The organism is Bacillus sp. NEAU-CP5, from assembly GCF_026420705.1.
Classification (GTDB): domain Bacteria; phylum Bacillota; class Bacilli; order Bacillales; family Bacillaceae; genus Bacillus; species Bacillus velezensis.
This window is the reverse complement of sequence record NZ_JAPMOV010000003.1, coordinates 281,230-303,180: the sequence shown is the minus strand read 5'-3', so window position 1 is coordinate 303,180 and position 21,951 is coordinate 281,230. Positions and strand designations below refer to the sequence as shown.

General features: G+C 47.8%; 25 protein-coding genes. 19 read left to right on the top strand and 6 right to left on the bottom strand.

Annotation, left to right across the window (positions count from 1 at the left end; translation table 11 throughout):
• Positions 1 to 69: 69 nt before the first annotated feature.
• Positions 70 to 1,860: a zinc ribbon domain-containing protein gene (locus tag OTK50_RS11585; protein ID WP_224223823.1), complete on the top strand. Its 1,791-nt coding sequence runs from the start codon at positions 70 to 72 to the stop codon at positions 1,858 to 1,860.
• Between the two features lie 39 nt (positions 1,861 to 1,899).
• On the opposite strand, the gene OTK50_RS11580 is transcribed toward OTK50_RS11585, so the two are convergent.
• Positions 1,900 to 2,610 carry a zinc ribbon domain-containing protein gene (locus tag OTK50_RS11580; RefSeq protein WP_224223822.1) on the bottom strand — a complete coding sequence of 237 codons (711 nt, stop codon included), beginning with the start codon at positions 2,608 to 2,610 and terminating at the stop codon, positions 1,900 to 1,902.
• A gap of 438 nt (positions 2,611 to 3,048) precedes the next feature.
• On the opposite strand from OTK50_RS11580, the gene OTK50_RS11575 reads away from it, so the two are divergent.
• A complete protein-coding gene (locus OTK50_RS11575; RefSeq protein ID WP_007409973.1) occupies positions 3,049 to 3,681 on the top strand; it encodes an NAAT family transporter in 633 nt (210 codons plus the stop codon).
• Positions 3,682 to 3,701: 20 nt separating this feature from the next.
• Here the strand turns inward: OTK50_RS11575 and OTK50_RS11570 are convergent, their stop codons facing one another.
• The gene (locus tag OTK50_RS11570; protein WP_045208938.1) at positions 3,702 to 4,259 is read right to left on the bottom strand and encodes a GbsR/MarR family transcriptional regulator; all 558 of its coding nucleotides are present in this window, start codon (positions 4,257 to 4,259) and stop codon (positions 3,702 to 3,704) included.
• A 260-nt stretch (positions 4,260 to 4,519) separates the two neighbouring features.
• Here OTK50_RS11570 and opuCA point away from each other — a divergent pair, with 260 nt between their 5' ends.
• Genes opuCA through opuCD form a run of 4 tightly spaced genes read left to right on the top strand, consistent with a single transcriptional unit; the run spans position 4,520 to position 7,956 of the window.
• Positions 4,520 to 5,659, top strand: a complete 1,140-nt coding sequence (gene opuCA / locus OTK50_RS11565; protein ID WP_003151651.1) for an osmoprotectant ABC transporter ATP-binding protein OpuCA — start codon at positions 4,520 to 4,522, stop codon at positions 5,657 to 5,659.
• Positions 5,660 to 5,679: 20 nt separating this feature from the next.
• Positions 5,680 to 6,333 (top strand): ABC transporter permease, encoded by a 654-nt coding sequence (locus tag OTK50_RS11560; RefSeq protein WP_032876432.1) that lies wholly within the window; start codon positions 5,680 to 5,682, stop codon positions 6,331 to 6,333.
• Positions 6,334 to 6,370: 37 nt separating this feature from the next.
• Positions 6,371 to 7,264 carry an osmoprotectant ABC transporter substrate-binding lipoprotein OpuCC gene (opuCC, locus tag OTK50_RS11555; RefSeq protein ID WP_087920808.1) on the top strand — a complete coding sequence of 298 codons (894 nt, stop codon included), beginning with the start codon at positions 6,371 to 6,373 and terminating at the stop codon, positions 7,262 to 7,264.
• A 17-nt stretch (positions 7,265 to 7,281) separates the two neighbouring features.
• Positions 7,282 to 7,956 (top strand): glycine betaine/carnitine/choline/choline sulfate ABC transporter permease OpuCD, encoded by a 675-nt coding sequence (opuCD, locus tag OTK50_RS11550; protein WP_003151658.1) that lies wholly within the window; start codon positions 7,282 to 7,284, stop codon positions 7,954 to 7,956.
• A 34-nt stretch (positions 7,957 to 7,990) separates the two neighbouring features.
• Here the strand turns inward: opuCD and OTK50_RS11545 are convergent, their stop codons facing one another.
• On the bottom strand, positions 7,991 to 8,524 hold the full coding sequence (locus tag OTK50_RS11545) for a GbsR/MarR family transcriptional regulator (RefSeq protein ID WP_003151660.1): 534 nt from the start codon (positions 8,522 to 8,524) through the stop codon (positions 7,991 to 7,993).
• 285 nt (positions 8,525 to 8,809) lie between these two features.
• Here OTK50_RS11545 and OTK50_RS11540 point away from each other — a divergent pair, with 285 nt between their 5' ends.
• The 9 genes from OTK50_RS11540 (at position 8,810) to OTK50_RS11500 (ending at position 16,653) form a co-directional block, all read left to right on the top strand.
• Positions 8,810 to 9,955: a betaine/proline/choline family ABC transporter ATP-binding protein gene (locus tag OTK50_RS11540; RefSeq protein WP_224223820.1), complete on the top strand. Its 1,146-nt coding sequence runs from the start codon at positions 8,810 to 8,812 to the stop codon at positions 9,953 to 9,955.
• A gap of 16 nt (positions 9,956 to 9,971) precedes the next feature.
• On the top strand, positions 9,972 to 10,625 hold the full coding sequence (locus tag OTK50_RS11535) for an ABC transporter permease (protein ID WP_014305838.1): 654 nt from the start codon (positions 9,972 to 9,974) through the stop codon (positions 10,623 to 10,625).
• A gap of 14 nt (positions 10,626 to 10,639) precedes the next feature.
• Entirely contained in the window at positions 10,640 to 11,557 is a 918-nt protein-coding gene (locus OTK50_RS11530) for an osmoprotectant ABC transporter substrate-binding protein (RefSeq protein ID WP_396021778.1), read from the top strand.
• Positions 11,558 to 11,575: 18 nt separating this feature from the next.
• Complete coding sequence (locus OTK50_RS11525; RefSeq protein WP_007613829.1) at positions 11,576 to 12,253, top strand: ABC transporter permease; 678 nt, start codon at positions 11,576 to 11,578, stop codon at positions 12,251 to 12,253.
• Positions 12,254 to 12,363: 110 nt separating this feature from the next.
• On the top strand, positions 12,364 to 13,077 hold the full coding sequence (locus OTK50_RS11520) for a lantibiotic protection ABC transporter ATP-binding protein (protein ID WP_025285281.1): 714 nt from the start codon (positions 12,364 to 12,366) through the stop codon (positions 13,075 to 13,077).
• Positions 13,074 to 13,808, top strand: a complete 735-nt coding sequence (locus tag OTK50_RS11515) for a lantibiotic immunity ABC transporter MutE/EpiE family permease subunit (RefSeq protein WP_224223819.1) — start codon at positions 13,074 to 13,076, stop codon at positions 13,806 to 13,808. Before OTK50_RS11520 ends, OTK50_RS11515 begins: the two co-directional genes overlap by 4 nt.
• On the top strand, positions 13,805 to 14,575 hold the full coding sequence (locus OTK50_RS11510; protein WP_266121885.1) for a lantibiotic immunity ABC transporter MutG family permease subunit: 771 nt from the start codon (positions 13,805 to 13,807) through the stop codon (positions 14,573 to 14,575). Before OTK50_RS11515 ends, OTK50_RS11510 begins: the two co-directional genes overlap by 4 nt.
• Positions 14,576 to 14,596: 21 nt before the next feature.
• Positions 14,597 to 15,259: a response regulator transcription factor gene (locus OTK50_RS11505; protein WP_070082382.1), complete on the top strand. Its 663-nt coding sequence runs from the start codon at positions 14,597 to 14,599 to the stop codon at positions 15,257 to 15,259.
• Positions 15,250 to 16,653, top strand: a complete 1,404-nt coding sequence (locus OTK50_RS11500; protein ID WP_266121884.1) for a sensor histidine kinase — start codon at positions 15,250 to 15,252, stop codon at positions 16,651 to 16,653. The genes OTK50_RS11505 and OTK50_RS11500 overlap by 10 nt, the downstream gene beginning before the upstream one ends.
• Positions 16,654 to 16,738: 85 nt before the next feature.
• Here the strand turns inward: OTK50_RS11500 and OTK50_RS11495 are convergent, their stop codons facing one another.
• The 3 genes from OTK50_RS11495 to OTK50_RS11485 all read right to left on the bottom strand — a co-directional run bounded on the left by OTK50_RS11495 (position 16,739) and on the right by OTK50_RS11485 (position 18,004).
• Complete coding sequence (locus tag OTK50_RS11495; protein WP_003151672.1) at positions 16,739 to 17,056, bottom strand: winged helix-turn-helix transcriptional regulator; 318 nt, start codon at positions 17,054 to 17,056, stop codon at positions 16,739 to 16,741.
• 81 nt (positions 17,057 to 17,137) lie between these two features.
• The gene (locus OTK50_RS11490; RefSeq protein WP_003151674.1) at positions 17,138 to 17,569 is read right to left on the bottom strand and encodes a helix-turn-helix domain-containing protein; all 432 of its coding nucleotides are present in this window, start codon (positions 17,567 to 17,569) and stop codon (positions 17,138 to 17,140) included.
• 24 nt (positions 17,570 to 17,593) lie between these two features.
• The gene (locus tag OTK50_RS11485; RefSeq protein ID WP_003151677.1) at positions 17,594 to 18,004 is read right to left on the bottom strand and encodes a helix-turn-helix domain-containing protein; all 411 of its coding nucleotides are present in this window, start codon (positions 18,002 to 18,004) and stop codon (positions 17,594 to 17,596) included.
• A 195-nt stretch (positions 18,005 to 18,199) separates the two neighbouring features.
• Here OTK50_RS11485 and OTK50_RS11480 point away from each other — a divergent pair, with 195 nt between their 5' ends.
• From OTK50_RS11480 to rnr, 4 genes are all read left to right on the top strand, one after another.
• Positions 18,200 to 18,385 carry a helix-turn-helix domain-containing protein gene (locus OTK50_RS11480; protein ID WP_087920807.1) on the top strand — a complete coding sequence of 62 codons (186 nt, stop codon included), beginning with the start codon at positions 18,200 to 18,202 and terminating at the stop codon, positions 18,383 to 18,385.
• Positions 18,386 to 18,508: 123 nt separating this feature from the next.
• On the top strand, positions 18,509 to 18,739 hold the full coding sequence (gene secG, locus OTK50_RS11475) for a preprotein translocase subunit SecG (protein WP_003151681.1): 231 nt from the start codon (positions 18,509 to 18,511) through the stop codon (positions 18,737 to 18,739).
• A gap of 118 nt (positions 18,740 to 18,857) precedes the next feature.
• Positions 18,858 to 19,598 carry an alpha/beta hydrolase gene (locus OTK50_RS11470; protein WP_014305833.1) on the top strand — a complete coding sequence of 247 codons (741 nt, stop codon included), beginning with the start codon at positions 18,858 to 18,860 and terminating at the stop codon, positions 19,596 to 19,598.
• Between the two features lie 18 nt (positions 19,599 to 19,616).
• Positions 19,617 to 21,950: a ribonuclease R gene (gene rnr, locus OTK50_RS11465; RefSeq protein WP_003151684.1), complete on the top strand. Its 2,334-nt coding sequence runs from the start codon at positions 19,617 to 19,619 to the stop codon at positions 21,948 to 21,950.
• Position 21,951 lies beyond the last annotated feature (1 nt).

Below are 21,951 nucleotides of genomic sequence, written 5' to 3'. Positions count from 1 at the left end.
TACTTTATTATAAAATATGAAACATAGGAAAAGTTATACAAGTTTTGCAGATTGAATAGGAGGAAAGTCATGTTTTTTTGTAAGTATTGCGGCCAGCAGAACAACGAAGAGGCGCATTTCTGTAAAGAATGCGGAAAACCGATCGGGAAAGGAAGCCGGCTGGAGCGGCAGGCGGCTGTAAGAGCGGCTGAACCTGCTTCACAAATAAGAAAGCCGATCCCTAAAAAAACGCTCTTCATATGGGGCGGCATTGCCGCAGCGCTGATCTTATTGATTGCCGCATATAAAACCGGAGCCTGGCTGACATCTGAAAAAAGGCTCACAGATCAATTCGAACAGGCGGTTCATGACGGGGACACGAAAAAGCTCGCAGCCCTGCTCACTCCTTCAGACAAAAAACTGAAGCTGAATGAGACCAATGTCAAACCGCTCCTTGCATACGCAAAGAAACACGATGAACTGCTGGCATCGCTTCGCGGCAATTCATCAGAAAAAGATGCGGTATACGTCAAAAAAGAGGGTAAAACCCTTCTTTTGTTTGACCATTACGAATTGAAAGTCGATCCGGTTTATTTCCGCGTCACCAGCAATTATAAAGGCGCCGATCTTTATATCAACAGCGAGAAAACAGGTACGGTCAAAAAAGCCGATGAAACCCAACTCTTCGGTCCGTATGCACCGGGTGTCTACACGGCGGAAGCCAAGCTTAAAAATGAGACGGTTGACGTTGTCAAAAAGCAAGAGGCAGAGGCGGCCGGCAGCCGGAATGTTGAGTTTGACCTGCCGTTAGACGCCGAGGATGTGACATTCACTCCGGCAGACAGCTTCAAAAGCGCGAAAGGCGATCTGCTGATAAACGGCAAGTCCGTCCATAAAGATCCGTTTACATCCGTTACATACGGTCCGCTCTTAACTGACGGTTCCATGACAGCCGCCGTGGAGGCTGATTTTCCTTGGGGAAAAATGAAAACTGCCGATGTTCCGATCAACAGTACTGATGTGGACTTAACGCTTATCCCGGATCAAGATACACAACAAACAATCATGGACACGATTGTCAAAACAACGAAGCAGTATACAAAAGCGATGGCAGACGGAAATACCGATCAGATGACCGAGGCTGGTTCCGCCTGGAAAGAGCAGACGAAAGAAGTGGTATCCGGCATGAAGAGTTCCGGCACCTTTTTGAAGGATCAGTATAAAGAGACAAGCTTTGATCTGGATTCATTTGCGATTTCTCAAGAGAATAGCCGCTGGCAAGTAACTGTTACGGGTAAAGAGCTTCATGAGTCTGCTTATTTCGACGGGAATACGAAGCCTGATATGGAAGAGGCTGAGCCGAGCTTTCATTATGTACTCTCATATGATACAAAACATAAAAAATGGGTTTTCGAAAAAGCTGACCCTGCCTCAGATTCTTCTGGGACAAATGTAAAAAAAATAAAAAACGACCAGCCGAAAACCTATACATCAGCATGGGCATCTTCCAAAGGAAACACAGCTTCAGGCAGCGTGACAAACGAGCAAGTCACAACGTTTATGACTGATTACCTGACAAATCAATCAAGCGCCGTCAGCCTTAACAATTTTGCCATCATGGCGGGCAATTTAGAAGAGGGGAGCCCTTTGTATGCAGATCAGCAGAAACTGGTCAAAAAACTGCACAGCGAGGGGACGACCGAAGTATTTAATGAAGTGAATGTCAAAAGCTTTTCACAGAAAGGCTCTCATCTGACGATTCATACGTACGAGGAGTTTTATATTACGAAAGCCGGCGGCAGTCCGAAGCTCAGAACATACAATTGGACGTATGGCGGCGTTGTTAAAGACGGAAGAATTTATTTAACATCCATTCAATAAAAAACCCCCGCGCCAATCAGGCGGCGGGGGTTTCCGTTTTTAAAAGAAGAAATAATTCATGAGTTCTTTTATATAATGCTTAATCGTGAATTGAAACGTTACACAAATGATCAAATAGATGACGATAACAGAATAAATGATATCGGCCTTAGCCGTGAGCTGATGCTGATAGCTCGCCAGCATGAGCGGAGGCACGGCAAACGCCGCTCCTAAAAGACCGACAGCCAGAATGGTAAAGCAAACGGTTGTATGAAGCAGCATAAAAATGAGGGCAAGAAGCAAAATAGCTGTAAACGGAATCAAAAATGCCCCGAATCTGGACAGCGAATCTTTAAATGACACCTGCGCGGCGCCGGCCTTTAAAGCGATAAAAATCAAGAGATACAGGCAGAAAACGCATAATGCAAAGGTAAGCGCCGGTTTGATCACAACCGCGGTAAAACTGATGTCACGAAAGCCGTCTGATAGGAGAATATAAAACATAATCGGCGTCACCAGGCAGAAAAGCACCATGTTGATGATGCTGCTGACAAGCTGTTCGCCGCCTGTCGTTTTACATGTTTGATACGGTCGCTTTAACACATCAAGCACGAATAAGGCAAATTGCTTTGAAGCCTGCTTAGCCGCGGCGCCGGCCTGAGCGGCCTGGCCCTGCGTTTGGCCTGCGCCTCCCTGCCCGGGCTGGGGCGCCCCGCATTTTTCACAAAACTTTCCGCCATCAGTTTGATGGCCGCATTGAGAACAATACATTCTAAAACTCCTTTTACAAGTAATATAGGGATTTTGTTCAATATTTACATTATAAAAGAAAATAGGGCGGATGTAACGGAGTTTTCTAAAGATATACAAATCACTTTCTCTATGAATTGATAATAGAGAAAAAGTACCCATTATGGTAGAATTTTAATGAAGCTGATAGATATCATGTCTCTCGGCGCATTGATTCAGAGTAAAAAAGGAAATTAACGCATGCTAAAAAAATTGAAAATGCTTTATCGGCTGTTGAAATTCGGAAAAGGCTTATGGAGATAACAAACAGAAAAAACCGTCCTTACAAGGACGGTTTTTTTCTGTTTCCGGATTGTTCGGCTGAGGTTATAAAAAGCAGACCTCGGGGTAAAAACCATGCATAAGAAACAGCGGAGAACAAAACATAACTCAATAACGGCAAGTCATAAGGAGGTACGCATGTTTTCATTCATCATTCATGTCTTCATTTCACTGTTTGCAGTCTCCAATCCCATCGGAAACGTGCCGATTTTTCTTTCACTGACGGAAGGGTACTCGGAGAAAGAACGGACAGCGATCGCGCGCAAGGCTTCCGTGCTGTCGTTTATCATCTTGGCGGCTTTTTTAATCTTCGGCCATCTGATCTTTAAACTGTTTGACATTAACATTCATGCCTTACGTATCGCGGGCGGCATTTTTATTTTCGGTATCGCTTATAATCTTCTGAACGCGAAGAAATCTCATGTACAGTCCCTTCATCATGAAGAGAAAGGGGAAAGCAAGGAGAAAGCCGATATATCTGTGACGCCTTTGTCGATTCCGATTATCGCCGGACCCGGTACGATCGCGACGGTGATGAGTCTGTCGGCCGGCCATGGCGGCATCTTCCATTACATCAGCGTGCTTATCGGCATTGCGGCCGTCATCGCGATGACGTTCATCTTCTTTCACTATTCATCTTTCATCAGCAATAAGCTCGGGAAAACCGAAATGAACGTCATTACCCGACTGATGGGGCTGATTTTGGCGGTGGTGGCGATCGGTATGATCGGCGCCGGTCTGAAAGGCATGTTCCCGATATTGGTTTCCTGACTTAAAAAAGCAGCGCCCGGTTATCTTCGGGTGCTGCTTTTTTCTATTTTCGGCACATGCTGAAACACTTCTTCACTCTCAAAAAATTCTATCAAACGGCTCAGCCAGTCATAATAATGGAGCCAATCCGTCAGTTCATCCAAAAGCTGACGGGCTTTTTCTTTAATATCGGGACTGAGATTTTCCGATTCCAGAAGCTCAGTCAGCTCGCGGTTCAGCTTTTTATAGAGCATTTTGTTTTTGCTGACCGCCTTTGTCCAATTTGCCGTAAACAGGGAGATAAACGTCTGGTAATAATCACGCTCCACGTCATAAAGGTCTTTGCGAACGCCTTTTTCAAACACTTTTTCAGCCAGATTGGCATCGGTCATTTCGCGGACCACCTGGCTCATCCTCGTTTTGCTCATCCCGGTTGCCTCTGACAGCTCATTTAACGTCATCGGCTTGCGGTTCATATAAATAATACCGAGCACACGTCCCAGTGTGGCCGGCATTCCGAATGTATGCATATTCTCGGCGATTCTCTCAATGAGATGCTCTTCAGCATGCCCGATGATATCAAGAGCGTTTTTTTCCACGGCTGATCATCCCTTCACTGGCTTTTCATGCTGACAATATATCATATTTTTTACAGTTGATGAAAAAGATGATGCGGCAGGATATGCGAGCTATCGGGAGCGATTGTAAGAACATCCGCATTGTCAGCGGGATAACATGAAAAAACACGTATATTGTATATAATTTCAACACATTGTAAACTTTTTATTTTACAAATTTCATCTTATAATAAAGATTATACTTTTCAGAAAAATAACGGAACCCTTCGGAGGTGCACGGATTGCTGAGATTAGAAAATGTATCGAAAGTCTATAAAGGCGGAAAAAAAGCTGTCAACAGCATTGATTTAAATATCGAAAAAGGCGAGTTTATTTGTTTTATCGGGCCGAGCGGCTGCGGCAAAACGACGACGATGAAAATGATTAACAGACTGATTGAGCCGTCATCCGGAAAGATTTTTATCGATGGCGAAAACATTATGGAGCAGGACCCGGTGGAGCTGAGACGGAAAATCGGCTACGTCATTCAGCAGATCGGACTTTTCCCTCATATGACCATTCAGCAGAACATTTCCCTCGTGCCGAAACTGCTGAAATGGCCGGAACAAAAGCGGAAGGAACGGGCGCGGGAGCTTTTGAAGCTCGTCGATATGGGCCCGGAATATTTAGACCGCTATCCTCACGAGCTGAGCGGCGGACAGCAGCAGAGAATCGGCGTGCTGCGCGCCCTAGCAGCGGAACCGCCTCTTATTCTTATGGATGAACCGTTCGGAGCGCTTGATCCGATTACGCGGGATTCCCTTCAAGAAGAATTCAAAAAACTGCAAAGAACATTGAATAAAACGATTGTGTTTGTAACCCACGATATGGATGAAGCTATTAAGCTGGCTGACCGGATCGTCATTTTAAAAGCGGGAGAGATCGTTCAGGCCGGTACTCCTGATGACATTCTCCGGAATCCGGCTAATGAGTTTGTCGAAGAATTTATCGGCAAAGAACGGTTATTGCAATCAAGACCGGATATTGAACGCGTCGAGCAGATGATGAACAAAAAGCCTGTCACCGTTACGGCGGACAAAACGCTTTCGCAGGCGATACAGGTGATGCGGGAACACCGTGTCGATTCCCTGCTTGTCGTTGATGACCTGAATGTGCTGCAAGGATATGTTGATGTCGAAATCATTGATCAGAACCGGAAAAAAGCGAGCCTCGTCGGCGACGTGCTCCGCTCTGATCTGTATACGGTCGAGCAGGGGACACTGCTGCGCGATACCGTACGCAAAATTTTAAAGCGCGGAATGAAATATGTACCCGTCGTTGATGAACAAAGGCATTTAGTCGGAATTGTCACGCGAGCGAGCCTTGTCGACATCGTTTACGATTCAATCTGGGGCGAGGAAGACCAGCTGGTGACAGGCTGACAAGGGGAGGAACGCTTACAATGAATGAATTGATCAAGTTTTTGCAGACGAACGGCGGAGAACTGTTATATAAAACGTGGGAGCATTTATACATTTCGATCATCGCCGTCATATTAGGCATTGTCGTCGCCGTTCCGCTCGGAGTGGCGCTGACGAGAATGAAAAAGGGCGCAGGCGCCGTCATCGGCGCCGTCAACATTGTGCAGACCTTGCCGAGTCTCGCGATACTGGCGTTTTTTATCCCGCTGTTAGGCGTGGGAAAGGTGCCCGCGATCGTCGCGCTGTTTTTCTATTCGGTGCTGCCGATTCTCCGGAACACGTATACCGGCATTCAAGGCGTAAACAAAAATCTGCTGGAATCGGGAAAAGGCATCGGCATGACGGTCTGGGAGCAGATCAGGCTTGTGGAACTGCCGCTTGCGGTTCCGGTGATCATGGCGGGCATCCGCACATCCACCATTTATCTGATCGGCTGGGCGACGCTTGCTTCCTTTATCGGGGGCGGCGGGCTCGGAGACTATATTTTTATCGGCCTGAATCTCTATCAGCCTGAATATATTATCGGCGGCGCTGTGCCGGTCACCATTTTAGCTATTATCATTGATTATCTGCTAGCGGCGACGGAACGGAAGGTGACGCCGAAAGGGCTGAAAGGACTGAAGGAAGTATCATAAGGAGTTGGCTGTTTTGAAAAGAAACCAAAAGAGATGGATGTGCGCACTGGCGCTGTCAGCTGCTCTGCTTCTAGGCGGCTGTTCCCTTCCCGGACTGAGCGGGGCTTCCGATGATACGATCAAAATCGGGGCGCAAAGCATGACGGAATCAGAAATTATCGCCAATATGATCGCACAGATGATTGAACACAATACAGACTTGAATACGGCATTAATTAAAAACCTCGGATCGAACTATGTCCAGCAGCAGGCGATGCTCGGCGGTGAAATCGATATCGCCGCGACGCGCTACTCGGGAACGGATTTAACGAGCACCCTCGGCATGGAAGCGGAAAAAGACCCGAAAAAAGCATTATCCATCGTCCAGAAGGAATTTGAGAAACGCTTCCATTACAAATGGTTTGATTCTTACGGATTTGAGAACACATACGCTTTTACCGTCACGAAAGAACTTGCGGAAAAAGACCATTTAGACAAAGTGTCCGATATTAAGAAGCATGCGGATCAATTTAAGCTCGGTGTAGACAATGCGTGGCTGAAAAGAAAAGGTGACGGCTATAAAGGCTTTACCGACACGTACGGCTTTGAATTCGGCACAACCTATCCGATGCAGATCGGACTTGTATACGATGCCGTGAAAAACGGGAAAATGGATGCCGTCCTCGCCTATTCAACGGACGGACGGATTAAAGCGTACGATCTGAAAATTTTAAAAGACGACAAGCAGTTTTTCCCGCCGTATGACTGTTCGCCGGTCATTCCCGACAGCGTGCTGAAGCAGCATCCTGAACTGAAGGGCATTGTGAATAAACTGATCGGCAAAATCGATACGGAAACGATGCAGGAATTGAATTACGAGGTGGACGGCAAGCTGAAAGAACCGTCCGTCGTCGCTAAAGAATTTTTAGAGAAACATCATTATTTTGAATAAGAAATGAGGTGGGGCAAATGGAAGTGCTGCAGCAGCTCGGCACTTATTATTCTCAAAACGGCGCCTATGTGCTTCAGGAGTTTTACCGCCATTTTCTCATGTCGGTATACGGCGTTTTATTTGCGGCGATCGTCGGGGTTCCGCTCGGCATCTTCATTGCAAGGTACAGAACATTAAGCGGCTGGGTATTCGCGGTGACAAACGTGATTCAGACCGTGCCGGCGCTTGCGATGCTTGCGGTGCTGATGCTCGTCATGGGGCTCGGCGCCAATACGGTGATTTTGTCGCTGTTTTTATATTCGCTTCTTCCGATCATCCGGAATACGTACACGGGAATCGCCAGCATTGAACACGCTTATCTTGAATCGGGAAAAGCGATGGGCATGACCAAATTTCAGGTGCTCCGCATGGTGGAGCTGCCGCTTGCGCTTTCCGTCATCATGGCGGGGCTGCGGACGGCGCTCGTCATCGCGATCGGCATTACGGCAATCGGTACGTTTGTCGGCGCGGGCGGACTCGGTGACATTATTGTCAGGGGCTCAAACGCCACGAACGGAACCGCGATTATTTTGGCCGGCGCCATTCCGACAGCGCTGATGGCCGTTATCGCAGATCTTGTGATGGCATGGCTGGAGCGGGCGCTGAGTCCGGTGAGAAAGAAAAAACGAACCAAAGCGCCGAATGCGGCATGAAAAAAAACGCCTTGCGGGTCAGGGCGTTTTTTTCTTATGGCTTCGGAACATGCTTGAAAATTTCTTCGCTTTCAAAAAACTCGATCAGGCGGCTGATCCAGTTGTAGTAATCAAGCCAATCCTTTAATTCTTTCAGCAGTTCGTTGATTTTTTCCTCAGCTTCTTCCGGCACGCCGTTTTCAAGGACGGCCGTCAGTTCGCGGTTCAGCTTTTTATGCATCATTTTATTTTTGCTGACGACCTTGCTCCATGTGGCCGTAAACAGCGTAATAAAGGTTTGGTAATAATCCTGCTCGACGTCGTATAAATCTTTGCGGACGCCTTTTTCAAACACTTTTTCCGCCAGATTGACGTCAAGCATTTCACGGACCGCCTGACTCATTCTCGTCTTGCTCATGCCGGTCGCTTCTGATAATTCAGTTAAGGTCATCGGCTTGCGGTTCATATAAATAATGCCTAAAATGCGCCCCACCGTCGCGGGCATTCCGAATGTATGCATATTTTCAGCGATTCGTTCTATCAAATGATCTTCAGCTTGTTCGATTACGTGTAACGGATCTTTCTCCAACAGTTTCAATCCTTTCAGTCAGCAATTCCGATGTCAATATACCACATTTTTAAACCGGCGGAAATGCTCTTCCGAGAGAATCTGGCAGTAATCCGGAGCAATAAGAAGAACTTTGCCGGTCAATACGGGTAAATCAGTGCTTACACAACCTTTATATATAATATGGACAAATTGTAAACTTTTTAATTTACAAAGTTTAATTTATAATGGGAAACGTTCAATTGTCTGAAAAGTTAAATTTGAATTTAACGAATTGAATAAACTTAATCATGGAGGTGTGAGTGTTTGCTGACATTAGAAAATGTCTCGAAAATGTATAAAGGCGGGAAAAAAGCCGTCAACAGCATCAACCTGAATATCGCCAAAGGTGAATTTATTTGTTTTATCGGACCGAGCGGCTGCGGCAAAACGACGACGATGAAAATGATCAACCGCTTAATTGAACCCACAGAAGGCAGAATCCTGATAGAGGGCCGAAACATTATGGAACAAGACCCGGTGGAACTCAGAAGAAGCATCGGCTATGTCATCCAGCAGATCGGGCTGTTTCCGCATATGACCATTCAGCAGAACATTACCCTCGTTCCGAAGCTTTTAAAGCATCCTGCCGAAAAACGGAAGGAACGGGCGCGGGAGCTTTTAAAGCTCGTCGATATGGGGCCTGAATATTTAGACCGTTACCCTCATGAACTGAGCGGAGGACAGCAGCAGCGAATAGGTGTATTACGGGCACTTGCCGCAGAGCCGCCGCTCATCTTAATGGATGAACCGTTCGGGGCGCTTGACCCGATTACGAGAGATTCCCTTCAGGAAGAATTTAAAAAACTGCAAAAAACCTTACATAAAACCATCGTATTTGTTACCCATGATATGGACGAAGCCATCAAGCTTGCGGACAGAATCGTCATTCTGAAAGCGGGAGAAATCGTCCAGGCCGGAACGCCTGATGAGATTCTCAGATTTCCGGCGAATGAATTTGTTGAGGAGTTTATCGGCAAGGAACGGCTGATCCAATCATCCAGCCCTGATATTGAACGGGTGGAGCAGATCATGAATCCCGATCCCGTGACGGTAACACCTGAGAAAACACTGTCAGCCGCCATTCAGCTGATGCGTGCCGAGCGGGTGGATTCGCTGCTCGTCATTGATGAAAAGAACGTTCTCCAAGGTTATGTCGATGTGGAGATGATTGACCGCAAACGAAGACAGGCGGTAACCGTCGCGGAAGTACTTGAACGGGATCTGTACACGGTCAGAAGCGGCACTCTGCTTCGCGACGCCGTCCATAAAATTTTAAAAAGAGGTATGAAATTTGTGCCGGTCCTTGATGAAGCCGGCCGTTTAACGGGAATCGTGACAAGGGCAAGCCTCGTTGACATCGTCTATGACTCCATCTGGGGAGAAGAGAAACAGCTCGCGGTGATGTCATGAGGAGGCTTCAATTGATATGAATCAGACCGTGCAATTTTTACAGGCAAATGGAGGAGAGATGCTTTATAAAACATGGGAGCATCTGTACATCTCATTAATCGCCGTCATGGCGGGCATTCTCGCCGCCGTTCCGCTCGGCGTCCTGCTGACGAGGATGAAAAGAGGAGCCGGCGCCGTCATCGGCATCGTCAACATCATTCAAACCTTGCCGAGTCTTGCCATTCTTGCGTTTTTTATTCCGCTTTTAGGCGTAGGAAAGGTCCCGGCCGTTGCGGCGCTGTTTTTCTATTCCATGCTGCCGATTCTCAGAAACACGTATACGGGGATTCTCGGCGTCAATCGGCATCTTCTGGAATCGGGAAAAGGAATCGGCATGACGGCATGGGAGCAGATCAGGCTTGTAGAGCTCCCGCTTGCCGCTCCGGTCATCATGGCGGGCATCCGGACGTCTTCGATTTATTTAATCGGCTGGGCGACGCTCGCTTCCTTTATCGGCGGAGGCGGGCTGGGAGATTACATTTTTATCGGCTTAAACCTTTATCAGCCGGAGTATATTATCGCAGGCGCTGTTCCGGTCACAATGCTGGCGGCCGCTGTCGATTATATGCTGGGGATGACAGAACGGAAAGTCACGCCTGACGGGCTGAAGAGCATAAAGGATGCTTCATAAGGAGGAGGTCTCTCATGGGGAATAGATGCAAAAAACGGCTGCTCGCAATCGCCTGTATCGGCATGCTGCTCCTTGGCGGATGCTCGCTCCCGGGGTTGAGCACCGCATCGGAGGATACCATTAAAATCGGCGCGCAAAGCATGACCGAATCAGAAATCATCGCGAGCATGCTCGGGCAGATGATCGAACATCACAGCGGGTTAAAAACATCCGTTATTAAAAATCTCGGCTCCAATGCCGTACAGCAGCAATCCTTGATCAACGGTGATATTGATATCGCCGCTACACGCTATACAGGTGACGCGCTGACCGGGACGCTTCGCATGGAGCCGGAAAAAGACCCGGAAAAAGCGCTGCGGCTCGTTCAGCGTGAATTTCAAAACAGATATGACATGAAATGGTTTGATTCTTACGGCTTTGATAATACATACGTCTTTACCGTTTCCGGACAGCTTGCCCGCAAGTACCATTTGGAATCGGTATCCGATGTCAAAAAAGAAGCGTCTCATCTGAAATTCGGCGTAGATAACTATTGGATGAAGCTGAGAGGCAACGGATATCAGGATTTTATGAAAACGTACGGAATGTCATTTGAAGGCACGTATCCGATGCAGATCGGCCTCGTTTACGACGCGCTGAAAAGCAGAAAGATGGATATCGCGCTAGCTTATTCCACCGACGGAAGAATCATCGCTTACGGACTGAAAACGCTGAAGGATGATAAGCGGTTCTTTCCTCCGTATGACTGTTCACCCGTTGTTCCGGATCATGTATTAAAAGAGCATCCCGAACTGGAGGGCGTGATCAATCAAATGATCGGCGCGATTGATACAAAGATGATGCAGAAAATGAATTACGAAGTTGACGGCCGATTAAAAGAGCCGTCCGTCGTGGCTAAGGAATATTTAGAAAAACATCATTACTTTGAATAACGGAAAGGAGATGTGCGGATGGACACGATGAAGGAGCTGTTTACGTATTACGCTCAAAACGGCAGCTATGTTCTGTATGAGTGCTGGCGGCACTTTCTCATGTCGGCGTACGGCGTCGTTTTCGCCGCCGTTTTCGCCATTCCGGCCGGAATTGTGACAGCCAGGCACGGGCGTCTCGCCGGTTGGGTGTTTGCTGTGGCGAACGTGATTCAAACCGTTCCGGCGCTTGCGATGCTCGCCGTCCTGATGCTCGTCATGGGACTCGGCGCCAATACGGTCATCACGGCTTTGTTTTTGTATTCCCTGCTGCCGATTCTCAGAAATACGCACACGGGCATTATCAATATCGAGCACGCTTATCTCGAGTCGGGAAAAGCGATGGGTATGACGAAATACCAAATCCTTCGTATGGTGGAGCTGCCGCTTGCGCTTTCCGTCATTATGGCGGGTCTTCGAACGGCGCTCGTCATTGCCATCGGCATCACGGCGATCGGCACCTTCGTCGGGGCGGGCGGCCTCGGCGATATGATCGTCAGAGGGTCGAACGCGACAAACGGAACCGCCATTATTCTGGCGGGCGCCATCCCGACCGCGCTGATGGCGGTAGCCGCAGACCTGCTGATGGCGTGGCTGGAACGAGCCCTCAGCCCTGTGAAAAAACAAAAAAGAAAGCTGATCGTACGCTCAGCCTCATGAAAAAAGCATTCTTCCGCGTGAAGGATGCTTTTTTTTGATTTCTTGATTAAATTTTGATAACTGCGCTGTAAAGTCTTACATATCAAATAACAAAGCAGAGGGGTAATCAAATGAGCAACATCTTAGAAACGAGACAGCTGCAAAAATCATTCGGCAGACAACAGGCGGTGGCTGATGTGTCTCTATCAGTAAAGCGTAACAGTATATACGGCCTGCTCGGTCCGAATGGCGCGGGAAAATCAACGACACTTAAAATATTGACCGGCATGCTGCAGCAAACATCCGGCGAGGTTCTGTTCGACGGACATACATGGAAGCGCGAAGATTTGAAAAGCATCGGTTCCCTGATTGAAGCGCCGCCGCTTTACAGCAACCTGACAGCCGCTGAAAACCTGAAAGTCCGCTGCGTTATGCTCGGACTGCCTGATTCAAGAATTGCGGAAGTGCTGGAAATCACGGGATTAACGGGAACCGGAAAAAAGCGTGCCGGACAATTTTCCATGGGGATGAAACAGCGTCTCGGCATTGCGTTAGCATTATTAAACCGTCCGTCGCTCTTAATTCTTGATGAGCCGACAAACGGATTGGACCCGATGGGAATTCAGGATTTGCGGGAATTTATCCGCTCCCTGCCCGGACAGGGAATAACGGTTATTTTATCAAGCCACCTGTTATCAGAAGTCGAGCAGATCGCAGACCATATCGGAATCATCAGTGACGGCGTTTTAGGATATCAGGGAGAAATCAGCCGGGAAGACGATCTGGAGCGGCTGTTTCTGGAGGTAGTCAAATCAACACGGGAGAAAGCGGGGACTGGGAAATGATTCAGTACATGCAGGCGGAACATCTTACATCTAAAAGAACATTTATTAGAAAGCTGATCATTCTTATCCCTCTTCTGAACACGGCTTTTTCTTTTCTGCTGAATACCGCCTATTTTATGACGGGCACGTTCAATTGGTGGGCGGTTATTTTCATGCCGCTCATGATTGCTCTAATGTGCGGTTTATCTGTTAAAAAAGAGAAAAAGTCAGCGAATGACCGTGCGGTGTACTCACTGCCGGCTGACTTGAAGAGCATTTGGTTCTCAAAAATAAGCTTGATCGCGCTGTATTCACTCCTGTCGCAAATCGTCTTTTTAGTCATCATGTTTTTGCTTGGCCTTGTGTTTCCGGCAATTGCTGCGGTTCAGCTGAAAGGTATTGAAGCAAGCTCCCTTTTGTGGCTGTCTACGCTTTGGGAAATTCCGTTCTGCTTATGGATTGCCAGACAGTTCGGGTTTACGGCAGTCATTCTCATCAATATGATCGCCGCCTTTGTTTTAGGCATTGTGCCGGCGTCAGGCTCATTGTGGTGGCTGAGTCCGTGGAGCTGGTCAGTCCGGGTGATGTCACCGATTCTCGGGATCCATCCGAACGGAATTCCGCTTCCCGCAAACAGCGGCTTATTAAACGGAAACGTGATCATTCCGGCTATTATTCTTTCTATTCTTTCTTTTATCGCGATAAGTTTTGTTTCCGCCGTGTCTTTTTCAAAAGGGGGAAACCGGTCATGACCGTGCTTTTAAGATATATGTGGGCCGATGTATTAAAAATGAAGCGCACGCCGCTCATATGGATGCATGCTGCGGCGCCGGTTTTATGCGCGGGATTTTTCCTTTTGTATATGTATGGAAGGGTTCAGGAGCCTTATATGCTGTACAGTGTGTTTTTCAGCGTGATTGCCGTTTTATACCCTTTAATCATCAGTATTGTCTGCGGCATGTCTGCCTCCGTCGAGGAACAGGCGGGTTATTTTCAGATGATGCTGGCGGTTCCGCATTCGAAAATCGTCAGTTTTGCGGGCAAGCTGCTTTTGCTGCTCCTATTGAATGTGTTATCGGCAGGTCTCGCCATCTGTCTTTATTTGGCGGGGTTGAAATTTGTTCTTCACATCAATGATCTCCCGTATCTTCTCTTTTTAAAAGGAGGGGCGTGGCTGATTGCCGGCAGTATTCCGCTTTATATGATTTCTTTTTTTGTCGGCATACAGTACGGCATGGGACCGTCCGGGCTTTTAGGGGGTGCGGGATTATTAATGGCGGCGCTCATGAATACGGGACTTGGCGATATCATCTGGCGTTTTTTCCCGTGGGCATGGAGCGTGCGGCTTTCAGGCCTTGCAGGACTGCTGCATTTTGACAAAGTCAAAAAAGAGTTCCTCCCTTATGTAAGATACGATATGAGATTCGGAGAAATAATGTTATATTTTTCTATAGTGATATTATGTCTGGCCGGCCTCTATTGGTGCAGAAGATGGGAAGGGCGGCGTTCATATGAATAAAGGCAAGGAGCGATTCGGCCGGTGGCAAACATTTTAGCAATTGATGATGAAAAAGATATTCTCGTTCTGATCAGAAACATTTTACAGCGTGATCAGCATACAGTAACGATTCTCGAAAAAGCGGAAGATCAGTCATTGGATTTTTTTCAAGGCTATGATTTGATTCTTCTTGATGTCATGATGCCCGGAACGGACGGGATTGAACTCTGCCGGCGGATTCGGCCGCTGGTGGACAGCCCGATCCTGTTTTTAACGGCAAAGTCTGACGAAGAATCCATTGTGAAAGGCCTCATGACAGGCGCTGATGATTACATCACAAAGCCGTTCGGCGTACAGGAATTGATGGCAAGGGTAAACGCGCATGTCAGAAGGGAACGGCGGGAAAAGCATCAGAGGAAACGGCTGATATCAGGCTTCATGTTTGATTTTGACAATAAAGAAGTATGGATGGATGACCGGAAACTGCCTCTTACGAAAAACGAATATAAAATCGTTGAATTTCTGGCACAGCATAAAAACAGAACATTCTCACGGGAGCAGATTTACGAGGAAGTGTACGGCTTGGACGGCGATGCGCTCTATTCAACCATTACGGAGTTTATCAGAACCATCCGGAAAAAATGTAAAGAACACGGGGCTGATCCGATCAAAACGGTGTGGGGTGTCGGATACAAATGGGAATAGCAAAAGGAAAATCCAGCATCCGCAAAGAGCTTGTCAAATTTACCATCACACTGTGTCTGAGCACAATGGGGGTGGCGGCATTATGCGTCGCCTTAAATGCCATTGCCCTGAATGCCGGAGCGATCCTCCCGGCAAATTACAGCGAGCATGAGGCGGAACAGATCAAGCCCCGCCTGAAATCGGCGGAAAAGATAACAGAAGACATGATCCCCGATGGTATGACATACGCCGTTTTTGATAAAAAAACAAAGCGGATGACGAAAGGAACGATGACGGAAAAAGACGCGGCCAGCGCCAGAAAAAAGATCCAGCATCAGCCGTATTTTAATTATGCTCAAAAAGGATTCATGGTGGTTGATCGGAAAAATGAATATGGCGTTCTCCAATATTCACTCAGGTCGGAATTTCAGTCGCCGCTGCTAAGGCGCTATCTGCCGAATTATGAATGGACGGGTCTTGCGGTTTTGATCTCTTTGCTTCTTTTAACTGTGTTTATCGTGACGACGCGATTCGCCAATCAGCTGAGACGGCATTTCAGCACACTCAGCTCCATTACGGCAAGCATTCAAAAACAGAATTTAAATATCAATCCAAAAAGGCCGCGCATAAAGGAATTTGACGATGTCATTGACTCTCTGCTGAAAATGAAAGACGCACTTCAGGCATCTCTGGCGGCGCAATGGGAGGCGGAGCGGATAAAGAAGGAACAGATCGGCGCGCTTGCGCATGATATTAAAATTCCGGCAACGATCATTAAAGGAAATGCCGAGCTGCTTCAGTTAACAGAACCTGATGAAGAGCAGACGGAATACACGCAGTATATCCTTGATGCCGGAAACAAAATCGAGCAATATGTCGGGCAGCTGATTCAGCTTTCTAAAGCGGAGGAGGCAGTTGCCGTTCATCTGGAATATACCGATCTCAAAGAGTGGGCTCAAAACATATATCGTGACGCAGCGGCGCTTGCGGGGCCGAAACAGATTGATCTCGTCCTCAGTGAGCGGGGCATTGACCGAAAAGAAGCGCCGATCGATCATGAGCTGCTCCACAGGGCGGTCATGAATATCGCGGCAAATGCCGTCGACTATACGCCGGAAGGAGGGGAAATCCGCGTGGACGTCCTGTGCACCGATTCCGCCCTCCAGCTTGCCGTATCCGACAGCGGAAGCGGGTTCTCGCCGGAAGCGCTGAAAAGAGCGACACAGCTTTTTTACACGGAGGATAAAAGCAGACATTCGGCGGGGCATCACGGCATGGGGCTTACATTCGCCCATCACGTCGTACATCTTCATCACGGCGAATTAATACTTGAAAATCAGGAGTCTGGAGGAGCCCGGGCGGAGATTCGAATTCCGCTGGAAGGCGTCAGACAAAAACAAGCCCTGCACGCCTGAGGGCTTGTTTTTCTGTTTAAGAAAAAGCAAAAATAAAAACGGCTGTCCGTTTGAGAGATCAGCCGCTTATGCGGAAAAGAGTTTATCAGGAAGGATCAATCCATGTTGAAGACCACTTGGAAATTTCCTCTAAAATAGGGGCTAATGCGCAGCCTTTTTCCGTTAAAGAATACTCAATGCGGACAGGCGTTTCGGGGATAACATCCCGTTTGATGACACCTTCTGTTTCAAGTTCTTTCAGACGTTCTGACAAGACTCTTCCGCTTAAATTCGGAAGCGCCGCTTCAATTTCGCTAAATCGCTGCTGTCCGTTCAATAACTGAAAGACGATTAGAGCCACCCAGCGTTTACTTAGGATGTCGACCGCTTTTTCGAATCTGGGGCACATTTCTGATTGGTTCATGCTTTTTCACCTCGTCTTCTGCTATTATACCGCAAAATCGGAGGGAACGTACGTCTGGCGCTTGTTAAGTTGAGGAGAGGATCAAAAAGAGGATGAGGAATCCGGGGAGCGTTTTTTCGCTTCAGCCGCAATAAAATCAAAGTACTTGCTGACGCTTTCAATATCTTCTTTTGTGAAGTGCTGCCACTTTTTGCTGTCAAACAGCGGCAGATGCTCCGCGCCTCTGTCAACGGCGGTCTGATAGATGGCGCAGATGGATTGATAGCTTTCGGAGGTTTCACGGATTTCCTCCTGAAATGCCTTGATGTGTCCGGCCCGCGCCATTAACTCCTCGTACGGAATTTTTAATGTGTCCGCCAATTTTCTGATGGTCGCGGGTTTAGGAATGCCGCGGTGCCCGTTTTCAATTCTGGAAATGGTCGCCGAGCTGACGCCGGAATAGACGGCAAGCTGATTGACGGTAAGCTTCCGGGCGCGGCGCAGCTCTCTTAATTGCTTTCCGAATGTGTTCAATAAGATCGCCTCACATGTGCAAAGTCATGAGTCTTCATTTGTTCTTTTTTTGGCTTCCGCCGATAAGAACGCAAAGTATTTATCAAGCAGAACCAAGTCTTCTTTCGACAGGTGCCGCCAGTTCTCCCGCTCCAAAAGGGATAAATCATGCAGCTCATACGTTTCGGCTTTTTCCAGCAAGGTGCAGCCCGTGTCGTACGGGGCTCTCGTTTCCTGGACGGTCTCTATGTATCCCGCCGTCTGCATCAGTTCCTCATACGGGATTTTTAACGCATCTGCGAGCTTTTTAATGGTTGCAGGTTTCGGCACCCCGCGTTTGCCGTTTTCAATCCGCGAGATTCCCGCGGCGCTGACGCCTGAATACGTTGCCAGCTGATTCACTGTCAGATGCCTTTTTTCCCGTAATGTCCGCAATTGTTTCCCGAAGCTTTCCACAGTCTCTCCCCCTCCCGCGGTCTATTTATATTCTAGTATGTTTATTGACTAAAGGGAATAGCCAGGCTGGAAAAGTATTGACAAAAGTTAACAAAAGCCGTATCTTATGTATAAGAAAGAAAGTATTTGACAGAACGGAAGGTGAAGAAAGTGGTCGAAAAGATACAGATCAGAAGAGATTATGTGCTGCAGTATATGGTCAATAATGACTACTCGTTAAACCAGCTCGCCCTGGAGATCGGAATATCTCCCGCCACACTGAGCCGTGTACTGAATGGAGAGCGGAGGCCGGGCCAGCTGGTCATCGGAAAAATGCTCTATTACTTTGACATGAAATTTGAAGATCTTTTTTACTACGACTTTGTTGACAAAAGTCAATGATGATGGAAGATTCAAACGCATTTCCGTTTTTCTGACATGATGTGCACCGATACGGCGTGACATGCCTTTGTTTTTCATGTAAAATAGAAGCAATGTAGGCCAGTCAGTCTGGAGGTGTATGGGATGCACACATTATTGATTACCTTATTGGTTATCGTCAGTATTGCACTTATTATTGTCGTATTGCTTCAAACCAGCAAAAGCGCCGGTTTATCGGGTGCAATTTCAGGCGGGGCGGAGCAGCTTTTCGGAAAACAGAAAGCAAGGGGCCTTGATCTGATTCTTCACCGCACAACCGTTGTGCTGGCAGTCTTGTTTTTCGTGTTGACGATTTCGCTGGCGTATATCGTATAAGGCAATGTTTGTATAAGGTCTGATTTAATATCAGGCCTTTTTCTTGTTGAGAGACGGCGTTTGTTTCTCGCAAAACTGTGGAAAACTAAATTGAATGTGCAAAAAAGGGGTTATGAGCATGAAAATTGTGACACCAAAACCATTTACATTTAAAGGCGGAGACAAAGCGGTGCTTCTGCTGCACGGATTTACGGGAAATACGGCAGACGTCAGAATGCTCGGCCGCTACTTGAATGAGCGCGGCTACACTTGTCACGCGCCTCAATATAAAGGGCACGGCGTTCCGCCGGAAGAGCTGGTACATACGGGACCTGAAGATTGGTGGAAAGACGTCATGGACGGTTATGAGTATTTACGGTCTGAAGGCTATGAAAACATTGCGGCGTGCGGACTGTCGCTTGGCGGGGTTTTTTCATTGAAATTGGGTTACACTGTACCCATAAAGGGAATTGTTCCTATGTGTGCGCCGATGCACATTAAAAGTGAAGAGGTTATGTACGAAGGAGTTCTCTCCTACGCGCGCAATTATAAAAAATTCGAAGGAAAACAGCCGGAGCAGATTGAAAAGGAAATGAAGGAGTTTGAAAAAACGCCGATGAATACGCTCAAATCGCTCCAGGAGCTGATTGCCGATGTGCGCAAAAACGTCGACATGATCTATTCCCCGACATTTGTGGTTCAGGCACGGCATGACCATATGATTAATACAGAAAGTGCGAACATCATTTTCAACGAGGTGGAAACGGACGACAAACAGCTGAAATGGTATGAAGAATCAGGCCATGTCATTACGCTCGATAAAGAACGGGACCTCGTTCATCAGGATGTGTACGAATTTTTAGAGAAACTCGATTGGTAACAAACAGGAGGTCGAATAATGGAAAAAGAAGCGTTTATGGACCGTCTTCTCGCGTTTATGAAGGAAGAGGCGTACAAGCCCCTTACCATTCAGGAACTCGAGGAGATGCTGAACATCAAGGAAGCCGATGAATTTAAAGAGCTGGTAAAAGCGCTGGTGGCGCTCGAGGAGACGGGACAGATCGTCCGCACCAGAAGCAACCGCTACGGGCTTCCGGAAAAAATGAATTTAGTAAAAGGAAAAATTTCCGCGCATGCGAAGGGCTTCGCGTTTCTGCTGCCGGAGGATACCTCTTTAAGCGACGTGTTTATTCCGCCGAACGAGCTGAATACGGCCATGAACGGCGATATCGTCATGGTGCGGCTCAATTCCCAGTCAAGCGGATCGAGACAGGAAGGCACGGTCATCCGCATCCTGGAAAGAAGCATCGACCGCGTCGTGGGCACATATACAGAAACGAAAAGCTTCGGCTTTGTCATCCCGGATGATAAGAAAATCACGAGTGATATTTTTATTCCGAAACATGCCAATAACGGCGCTGCGGAAGGCCATAAAGTCGTCGTCAAACTGACAAGCTATCCTGAAGGCAGAATGAACGCCGAAGGGGAAATCGTTGAAATACTCGGCCATAAAAATGATCCGGGCATCGATATTTTATCCATCATCCATAAGCACGGCCTGCCGGGAGATTTTCCGGCTGAAGCGATGGAGCAGGCAACAAGCACGCCCGATACCATCGATGAAAAAGACATCAAAGACCGCCGTGATCTCCGCGATCAGGTCATTGTCACCATTGACGGCGCCGATGCGAAGGATCTGGATGACGCCGTCACCGTGACAAAGCTTGATAACGGCAGCTACAAGCTCGGCGTTCATATTGCCGATGTCAGCCATTACGTCACGGAGAATTCCCCGATTGATAAAGAAGCGCTGGAAAGAGGGACAAGCGTGTACTTGGTTGACCGGGTCATTCCGATGATCCCGCACAGACTGTCTAACGGAATCTGTTCTTTAAATCCGAAGGTCGACCGGCTGACGCTTTCCTGTGAAATGACAATCAACCAGCAGGGACAGGTGACGGAGCACGAGATCTTCCAAAGCGTCATTAAAACGACGGAAAGAATGACCTATTCAGATGTCAACCGGATCCTTACAGAAGACGACGCCGAGCTGAAAGAAAGATATGAGCCGCTCGTCCCGATGTTTAAAGACATGGAACGTCTGGCGGAAATTCTCCGGGCGAAACGGATGGACCGCGGCGCCGTGGATTTTGATTTTAAAGAGGCGAAGGTGCTCGTCGATGAGGAAGGCGCCGTAAAAGACGTCGTCATCAGAGAGCGCTCAGTAGCGGAAAAGCTGATCGAAGAATTCATGCTTGTGGCAAACGAAACGGTGGCCGAACACTTCCATTGGATGAACGTGCCGTTTATTTACCGGATTCACGAAGAGCCGAACGCCGAAAAACTGCAAAAGTTTCTGGAGTTCGTGACGACATTCGGTTATATCGTCAAAGGGAAAGCCGGAGACATTCATCCGCGCGCGCTGCAAAGCATTCTTGATGAAGTGCGGGACCGTCCGGAAGAAACGGTGATTTCAACGGTTATGCTCCGTTCCATGAAGCAGGCGAAATACGACCCGCAAAGCCTGGGCCATTTCGGGCTGGCGACTGAATTTTATACGCACTTCACATCGCCGATCCGCCGTTATCCTGACTTAATCGTTCACAGGCTGATCAGAACGTATTTGATCAACGGACAATCGGACGAAGCAACTCAGGAAAAGTGGGCCGAACGCCTTCCGGAAATCGCTGATCATACGTCAACGATGGAACGGCGCGCCGTTGACGCCGAGCGGGAAACGGACGATCTGAAAAAAGCGGAATATATGCTTGATAAAATCGGCGAGGAATTTGACGGCATGATCAGTTCCGTCACGAATTTCGGAATGTTCGTCGAGCTGCCGAATACGATTGAAGGGCTTGTGCACGTCAGCTTTATGACGGATGATTATTACCGTTTTGACGAGCAGCATTTCGCCATGATCGGTGAACGCACGGGCAACGTTTACCGCATCGGAGACGAAATCACGGTCAAAGTCGTCGACGTCAATAAAGATGAGAGAAACATCGACTTTGAAATTGTCGGCATGAAAGGCACCCGCCGTCCGAGAGAAACAACAGGCGACCGCAGAAAACGAGGCAGACCGGCGCGGAAACGCGTGTTAAACAGCAATACCCCGGCTTCACCGCCGAAATCGGAGGAAAAAGGGGAATGGTTTACAAAACCGAAGAAGAAAAAGAAAAAACGCGGTTTCCAAAACGCGCCGAAACAAAAACGCAAAAAGAAGAAGTAAA

What these genes read in the sequence shown, in the direction of transcription:
- OTK50_RS11585 (WP_224223823.1), top strand. Translation starts at nt 70, where the DNA reads ATGTTTTTTTGTAAGTATTGCGGCCAGCAGAACAACGAAGAGGCGCAT.
- OTK50_RS11580 (WP_224223822.1), bottom strand. Translation starts at nt 2,610, where the DNA reads ATGTATTGTTCTCAATGCGGCCATCAAACTGATGGCGGAAAGTTTTGT.
- OTK50_RS11575 (WP_007409973.1), top strand. Translation starts at nt 3,049, where the DNA reads ATGTTTTCATTCATCATTCATGTCTTCATTTCACTGTTTGCAGTCTCC.
- OTK50_RS11560 (WP_032876432.1), top strand. Translation starts at nt 5,680, where the DNA reads ATGAATGAATTGATCAAGTTTTTGCAGACGAACGGCGGAGAACTGTTA.
- opuCC (WP_087920808.1), top strand. Translation starts at nt 6,371, where the DNA reads ATGTGCGCACTGGCGCTGTCAGCTGCTCTGCTTCTAGGCGGCTGTTCC.
- opuCD (WP_003151658.1), top strand. Translation starts at nt 7,282, where the DNA reads ATGGAAGTGCTGCAGCAGCTCGGCACTTATTATTCTCAAAACGGCGCC.
- OTK50_RS11535 (WP_014305838.1), top strand. Translation starts at nt 9,972, where the DNA reads ATGAATCAGACCGTGCAATTTTTACAGGCAAATGGAGGAGAGATGCTT.
- OTK50_RS11530 (WP_396021778.1), top strand. Translation starts at nt 10,640, where the DNA reads ATGGGGAATAGATGCAAAAAACGGCTGCTCGCAATCGCCTGTATCGGC.
- OTK50_RS11525 (WP_007613829.1), top strand. Translation starts at nt 11,576, where the DNA reads ATGGACACGATGAAGGAGCTGTTTACGTATTACGCTCAAAACGGCAGC.
- OTK50_RS11520 (WP_025285281.1), top strand. Translation starts at nt 12,364, where the DNA reads ATGAGCAACATCTTAGAAACGAGACAGCTGCAAAAATCATTCGGCAGA.
- OTK50_RS11515 (WP_224223819.1), top strand. Translation starts at nt 13,074, where the DNA reads ATGATTCAGTACATGCAGGCGGAACATCTTACATCTAAAAGAACATTT.
- OTK50_RS11510 (WP_266121885.1), top strand. Translation starts at nt 13,805, where the DNA reads ATGACCGTGCTTTTAAGATATATGTGGGCCGATGTATTAAAAATGAAG.
- OTK50_RS11500 (WP_266121884.1), top strand. Translation starts at nt 15,250, where the DNA reads ATGGGAATAGCAAAAGGAAAATCCAGCATCCGCAAAGAGCTTGTCAAA.
- OTK50_RS11495 (WP_003151672.1), bottom strand. Translation starts at nt 17,056, where the DNA reads ATGAACCAATCAGAAATGTGCCCCAGATTCGAAAAAGCGGTCGACATC.
- OTK50_RS11480 (WP_087920807.1), top strand. Translation starts at nt 18,200, where the DNA reads ATGGTCAATAATGACTACTCGTTAAACCAGCTCGCCCTGGAGATCGGA.
- secG (WP_003151681.1), top strand. Translation starts at nt 18,509, where the DNA reads ATGCACACATTATTGATTACCTTATTGGTTATCGTCAGTATTGCACTT.
- OTK50_RS11470 (WP_014305833.1), top strand. Translation starts at nt 18,858, where the DNA reads ATGAAAATTGTGACACCAAAACCATTTACATTTAAAGGCGGAGACAAA.
- rnr (WP_003151684.1), top strand. Translation starts at nt 19,617, where the DNA reads ATGGAAAAAGAAGCGTTTATGGACCGTCTTCTCGCGTTTATGAAGGAA.